The sequence below is a fragment of the Brachyspira sp. G79 genome (genome assembly GCF_002379365.1).
Classification (GTDB): domain Bacteria; phylum Spirochaetota; class Brachyspiria; order Brachyspirales; family Brachyspiraceae; genus Brachyspira.
Genome location: NZ_JQIU01000008.1, coordinates 23,910 through 30,485, shown reverse-complemented (window position 1 = coordinate 30,485; position 6,576 = coordinate 23,910). Strand labels below are relative to the sequence as shown.

The window sequence follows — 6,576 nt, the reverse complement described above, 5'->3', positions numbered from 1 at the left end:
CTGATGAAATAAATGATAAGAACTTTATATATGTATTAAAAAAAGTACTTTCAGAAGACAAAGAAAATAAGGCTATAACATTATCATCTGTAATGAAAAAAATTAATAAAGAGTTTAATATGGCAAGTGGACAAAGTGCTGTAAAACATACAAAGTTTAAAAACATAAAAGAAATAATATTAAAGATAGGAAAATCAGCTGAGCTTACTGAACAGGGAAGAAAATTTATTATAAAAGATAAAGACAAAGCATTAGAAACACTAGACGATATTGCAAAAGAGTTATAAAAATACTAAATATTATTTTAAGGAAAGTTTATGTCTAATATAACAGTAATTGGAATGGGACTAATGGGAGGCTCTTTAATTAAAGCATTAAAGGCAAGTAATGAAAACTATAATATATATGCTATAGACACAAATAAAGAAAATATAGAATCTGCTTTAAAAGATGGATACATTGATAAAGGCTCTTATGATTATGATAGTATAAAAGAATATATTGAATGGTCAGATATTATCATGATATGTACTTTGCCTTCTATAGCAATAGATATTATTTTCAAATATAAACATTTAATTGATAATAAAAAGATACTCTCTGATTTTTGCGGTGTAAAAACTGATATTTTTAATAATACTAAAGATAAAAAGTATGTAGGTCTTCATACTATGGCTGGAAAAGAAAAAGGAGGATATCAAAACTCATCTGAAAACCTATTTAAAAACTCTAATGCTATTATAGTAAATAATGATAATGCAAATGAAAATGATATAAAAATAATAGAAAAATTAGCTTACGATATAGGATCAGGAAAAGTAATAATATCAACAGCTAAAAAACATGATGAAATGATAGCTTTTACAAGTCAGCTAATGCATATAATAGCATGCGGTATTGTTAATCATGATCATTTTTTAGCTTCTCTTGGTTTTGAAGGCAATAGTTTAGCAGACCATACTAGAGTGGGAACAATAGACGCTAATATGTGGAGCGAATTATTTTTATATAACAACAAATATCTGTATGAATCATTAGATAAATACATAAAATGCTTGGAAGATTTTAAAAATGCTTTGCATAATAAAGATATAGAAGCCTTAAAAAACTTGATGAATAATTCCAACAATATAAAAAATGAATGGATTAAAAGAAAAAACACAAAAAATAATATTAATTAGGTATTGACAAAACATTACAGTATGTTAGAATATACTAACAAATTTTAACAAGAGCTAATAACTTTGTATCTTTTGATACTATTTTTATAACCTTCATTTAATTAAACTTTTTACCCCCATAACTATATGGGGGTATCAAAAAATAAATGCTTTCTATAATAAAAAACCTCATTAATGTTAATATGTAAAAAATCTTATGTTTGACATTATAAAGAATACTGCTATAATGTATAGGATACAGCACTAAATACAGGTAAATTAAAAAACTATGAAAGTAATAAAATTATTAAAAAGAATTAATAAAGAAAAAGAATTAAATATTTCTGTTTATAAAAACAAATATGTAGAAACTAAAAAAGATAAATTACGCTTTGAAAAAATGCTTCAAAAGTCTGTATCAATGGGACTAATAATGAAGAAGTCTAATATACTAAAACTTACCAATGAGGGAAAAATATATTTAGAAAGAGAATTAAGAAAATCATCTGAAAAAGTAAATAATATATCAGAAAGTAAAAAAGACAGAAGAAATGCAAAAAATCAAAAATCTGATAGAGAAAATAAAAAAACAAGTATACCAAAACCAGAAATAAAAGTGGATATTAACAATGCCAAAAAAGACGCTGAAATAATAGCAAAAGCATATAATATACCTACTGATTTCCCTAAAAAATGCTTGGAAGAGGCAAAACTTTTACCAGACAGTATGGAGAATGTAGAATTAGAGTTTGACAGAATAGATTTAAGAGACATAAGAACTGTAACTATAGATGGAGCAGACTCAAAAGATTTTGACGATGCTATAAGTATAGAAAAATTAAATGACGGATATAAATTAGGCATTCATATTGCTGATGTAAGCCATTTCGTAGTAATGGGAAGTGCTTTAGATAGAGAAGCCAGAAAAAGAGGAAACAGTGTTTATTTGATAGATACAGTTTATCCAATGTTTCCGCATGAACTTTCAAACGGCATATGTTCTTTAAATGAAGGTGTAAGCAGATTTACTATGACTGTTTTTGTAACTATAGATAATAACGGCAATGTTAAAGAAAGCACTTTTCATAAAAGCGTCATAAAATCAAGCAGAAGATTAACATATGACTATGCACAAGATGTTTTGGACGGCATAGAACATGATGAAGATTGGCTTGTAGAATTATTAAAAAACGCTGACGATGTAAAAAAAATACTTCTTCAAAAAAGAATAGAAAACGGCAGTATAGAGTTTAATCTCAATGAGACACAGATAATATTAGATAAAGGAGGTAATCCTAAAGACTTTTTTATTGGTGAGAGAAAAGAAACTCACAAAATAATAGAAGAATTAATGCTTATTGCCAACTGCGAAGTAGCTAAAAAATTAAAAAATATAAAAGGCTCTATTTACAGAGTTCATGACAGCCCAGACATGGAAAAGCTTGATACTTTTACAAGAATAGCATTTAACAGAGGCTACAGAATCACAAAAGATGCAGACGGTAATTTGGATTTTCATTCATTTATAGAATCTATAATGGGAAAGCCAGACGAAAAATTACTTCTTACCCTACTACTTCGTTCTATGAAACAGGCTATATACGATGTTAATAATATAGGGCATTTCGGGCTTGGTTTTGAATACTACACCCATTTTACTTCGCCTATAAGACGATATACTGATTTACTTACTCATAGACTTTTAAAACTTTCATTAGAAGGTATAAATAATTTAAAACCTACTATGCAGCAGTTTTATACTAATTCTGCACAATGGTGTTCAAAAACAGAAAGAGTTGCAGTTGAATGCGAGAGAAGTTTATCAAAAGTAAAAGCTGCAAGATTTATGAAAGATAAAGTAGGAAATGAATATAACGGAATAATAAGCGGTATTACCAACTTCGGTATATTCGTAGAAATAGAAGATAGAGGAATAGAAGGCTTAATAAGATATGCAGTATTAAAATCGCATTACAGATACGATGAAAATGAACAGGCAGCCTACAGCGAAGAAGATGCAAAATGGTATACATTGGGCGACAGGATAAAAATAGTAGTTTATAAGGTTGATATTAAAGAATTATTCATTGACTTTATACCTGCAAGCGAATTTGATAATAGTTTTGATGACAGAGATATAATAGACAGCAGAGATTTCTTAAAAAAAAAGAAAAACAAAAAAGAAATATATTCAAGAAAATCTCATAAATCATCTAAAAATAGAAGAGATAGAAAAGAAAGAAAAAAATCTAAAAAGAGAAGATAATATTTAATGTAAAAATCCTCCTCAATTAATAAAAAAATTATCAATATGCTTATAAAATTAGGATAATATAGATATTGTAAAACTATAAAATATAAAAATATGTACAACAGTTATTAAAACGATATTAAAAGAAGATAATTTATACAAGAACAATAAAACTAAACATAAATTAAAACATTACTATTTATATCAAAGAATTATGCTTGAAGTGCAGCTTTGTACGAAAAAATTGAAATTGATAACTTCATCATATGCTTATTTTGTAGTAATACAATATTATCAATTAATAGAATATATATACTGAAAATTTTTAATTTTAACGAATTTTCTAAGACTATGGAAAGCGGTACGAGTTTTACAATCTTCGTTCATAATAAAAATCGATAAATTAAAAAATCTAGTATGTGTTAATCGCATACTAGATTTAAAACAACAACAATTCTTAAAAATCTCGATAATAATTGCAACTAAAAAGTTATGCTTGACTTTTTTAGATAAAGAACAGAGTTTATTTCATCAGTCAGCATTCCTGCTGAAAAATATCAAAAACAAATGCAGCATAAATTTATTTAAATCATTTAGGCAGTTCTTTGCTTTAATAATTTTTATCACTGCAGAAGGAGGAATATTTTTTAAAAAATACTATCACGGAGGCGGTTTAATGTTAGTACGAAAATTGACTTATAAAAATATATTAGGTGGTATAGAATAATGGCAGAGTTAGAAAAGTTTTCGGCACTTTACGGAAAAATAGATTATCCTGCAGATCTGTTGGCAATACCTTTTGAAATTATGGAATATAGAAGCAGATTAGGATTATCATTAAGTGAGTTTGAGTTTATATGCTGGATATTTCATTTAACAAACAAAAATATACAGGACATAAAAGACAAATATATAACTAATAAAAAAACTAATTTTACAAGACAAAGAAAAAGTTTAAAAGCAAAAGGCTATTTAAAAATAAAAATAGCTACAGAATATAAAGACAAAAAAATTATTAGGCACGGATTAGTATATGACTTTACTAATTTGAAAAATAAAATTGAAGAGCTGAAAGAGGAAGATAAAAAACTTCAGGAACTCGAAGCTCCTGTTACGGTGATATATGATGAGCCTAGTTTGTTTAATGAAGATGTGGACGAAAATCCAATATATCCTGCAAAACTTTTAACTGATGATAAAGAGATAGAGGAGATAAAACTTCAAAGTGAGTTTTTAGAAAAGTTTAAAAAATTGTATGAAGAGTTATTGCTTGAAAAATTAGATTATTCAGTGAGAGCAAGATATAAAAAAGAACTTCTAAATATTTTCAAAAATAGAATAAATAACAATATTAATGATATTTTAGAAACTGTAAAAACAAGATTTTTAAAACTTAAAAAATCAAACTCATTAGGAAGTCAGCCGTCATTGAAACTTCAGGATTTAACAGAGTATGCTCTATTAGAAACGCAGGAGGAAAAACAAAATAATGATAACAAAGAAAATAAAACTCAAAGCGAAGAAACAAAAAAATACACAATACCAAGCGGAATTGATAAACTGAATTATTTATTAAAAATTATAGAAGAAGGAGGAAACCTAGATGATGCGTATTCACAAATTGCAAATTGCGGATAACGGATATTGTCTGCAAAGCTATAAAAAATATTTGGAAGAATTAAAAAAAACAGCAAGGGACGGAAAAGACCCAAAATGTACTAAATGCGATGAGTATGGATTTCTAAAAGTTCCAGATGATTTAAGTTTTTCAGGAAGACGATACAGTCTGCCTACTATGTGCGACTGTGTAAGCGATGAAAAAACTAAAATATCAGAAAAGATAGAAAGAATTGATAACCTTATAAAAACATATAATTTAGTATTCGGCACATTAGATAATGAAATAACTTTGGATATTTTTGCAAAAAGATTTAATCAAACTGAGCTGATTAATTCTATAAAAAAATATTTGAATGTAGGAAGTACAATGTCATTATATTTCAGAGGGAAGAGCGGAACAGGTAAAACTACAATGCTAAAAATGTTATGGCAGATATATGTTATTAATAACATCAAAGTAATGTATATGAAGGCTAGCCATTTTGAAGATTTGCATAAAAACTTATTTAATCAAAATGCTAAAGATAAAGATATGAAAGCCACTATTGATAAAAAAATAGATAATGCCAAAAATGCAGATATTATTATGATAGATGATATTGATAGCGTTGGCTTTCATTACGCTATCGATGGATACTATAAAATATTTGATAATATAAGAAGCGGAGAAAAAACTGTGATACTGACATCAAATAAAAGCTATGATGATTTATTAAAGAGTTTAAATAAAAAAACTGATTCTGAATATATGAAAGGCAGACTTACAAGCAGACTATTAAACTTAAAAATTATAGAAATAGAAATGCAGAAGTATAAAGAATTAATAACTGCTTAAATAGTCAAAATATTATTTTGATTATTTTTATAAGATTTTATTAAAAGAGGAAAATATGAAGATTTTGAATCAGTGCTAACTGATATAGAAGATGAGATAGCTAATAATGAATAATTCTATGTTTATAAGTTGTCAACAATGTTGATAACTTGTAAATAATATGTTCAAAAGTAAAGAGTGTTTATAATGAGAAGTGATGAAAAAGCATATAAAAGATATCAAAGTAAAAAATGGCGTACTTTTAGAGAAAGTTTTTTGAAAGAAAATCCTCTTTGCAAAAACTTTGACGAGTGCCATAACTTTGCTGAACATGTGGACCATATAAAAAGAATAGAAAGCGAAGATGATACTCTGTTCTATGATAAAAGCAACCTGCAGGCTTTATGCAAAAGGTGTCATAGCAGAAAGACAGCAAAAGAAGATGGTGCTTTTGGAAATAAAAAGAAAGATTATTAACGGATATGATCATGAAAATAGATAGTCAAAAACAATATATACATATAGAACGAGATAATAAAGAAGAACGTATTATTATTGATGCTAAAAATATTAGCAGCGAAGATATTATTTATTTGTTGACTGAGTTTATATACTTTGTAACCAATAAAGAAAATGTACCTGCTGATGGTTTTGTGGATATTATAAAAGATGCGGTAAGATTAAAAACAGAATTAGAAAAAAAGGAATGAATAATGAGAGAAGTAAACTTT

General features: G+C 26.9%; 6 protein-coding genes and 1 pseudogene. All 7 read left to right on the top strand.

Annotated features, from left to right (window positions below):
- Window positions 1-287, top strand: a pseudogene (locus KQ44_RS01875) (NYN domain-containing protein); the annotation flags it as partial.
- Between the two features lie 30 nt (window positions 288-317).
- On the top strand, window positions 318-1,181 hold the full coding sequence (locus KQ44_RS01870; protein ID WP_096735991.1) for a prephenate dehydrogenase: 864 nt from the start codon (window positions 318-320) through the stop codon (window positions 1,179-1,181).
- Between the two features lie 268 nt (window positions 1,182-1,449).
- Window positions 1,450-3,426, top strand: a complete 1,977-nt coding sequence (locus KQ44_RS01865; RefSeq protein ID WP_096735990.1) for a VacB/RNase II family 3'-5' exoribonuclease — start codon at window positions 1,450-1,452, stop codon at window positions 3,424-3,426.
- Between the two features lie 711 nt (window positions 3,427-4,137).
- Window positions 4,138-5,049, top strand: coding sequence for a hypothetical protein (locus tag KQ44_RS01855; RefSeq protein WP_096735989.1), 912 nt, complete (start codon window positions 4,138-4,140; stop codon window positions 5,047-5,049).
- A complete protein-coding gene (locus KQ44_RS01850; protein WP_096735988.1) occupies window positions 5,015-5,866 on the top strand; it encodes an AAA family ATPase in 852 nt (283 codons plus the stop codon). Before KQ44_RS01855 ends, KQ44_RS01850 begins: the two co-directional genes overlap by 35 nt.
- Before the next feature lie 186 nt (window positions 5,867-6,052).
- Window positions 6,053-6,322 carry an HNH endonuclease signature motif containing protein gene (locus tag KQ44_RS01845; protein ID WP_096735987.1) on the top strand — a complete coding sequence of 90 codons (270 nt, stop codon included), beginning with the start codon at window positions 6,053-6,055 and terminating at the stop codon, window positions 6,320-6,322.
- 11 nt (window positions 6,323-6,333) lie between these two features.
- On the top strand, window positions 6,334-6,555 hold the full coding sequence (locus KQ44_RS01840; protein ID WP_008729104.1) for a hypothetical protein: 222 nt from the start codon (window positions 6,334-6,336) through the stop codon (window positions 6,553-6,555).
- Window positions 6,556-6,576 lie beyond the last annotated feature (21 nt).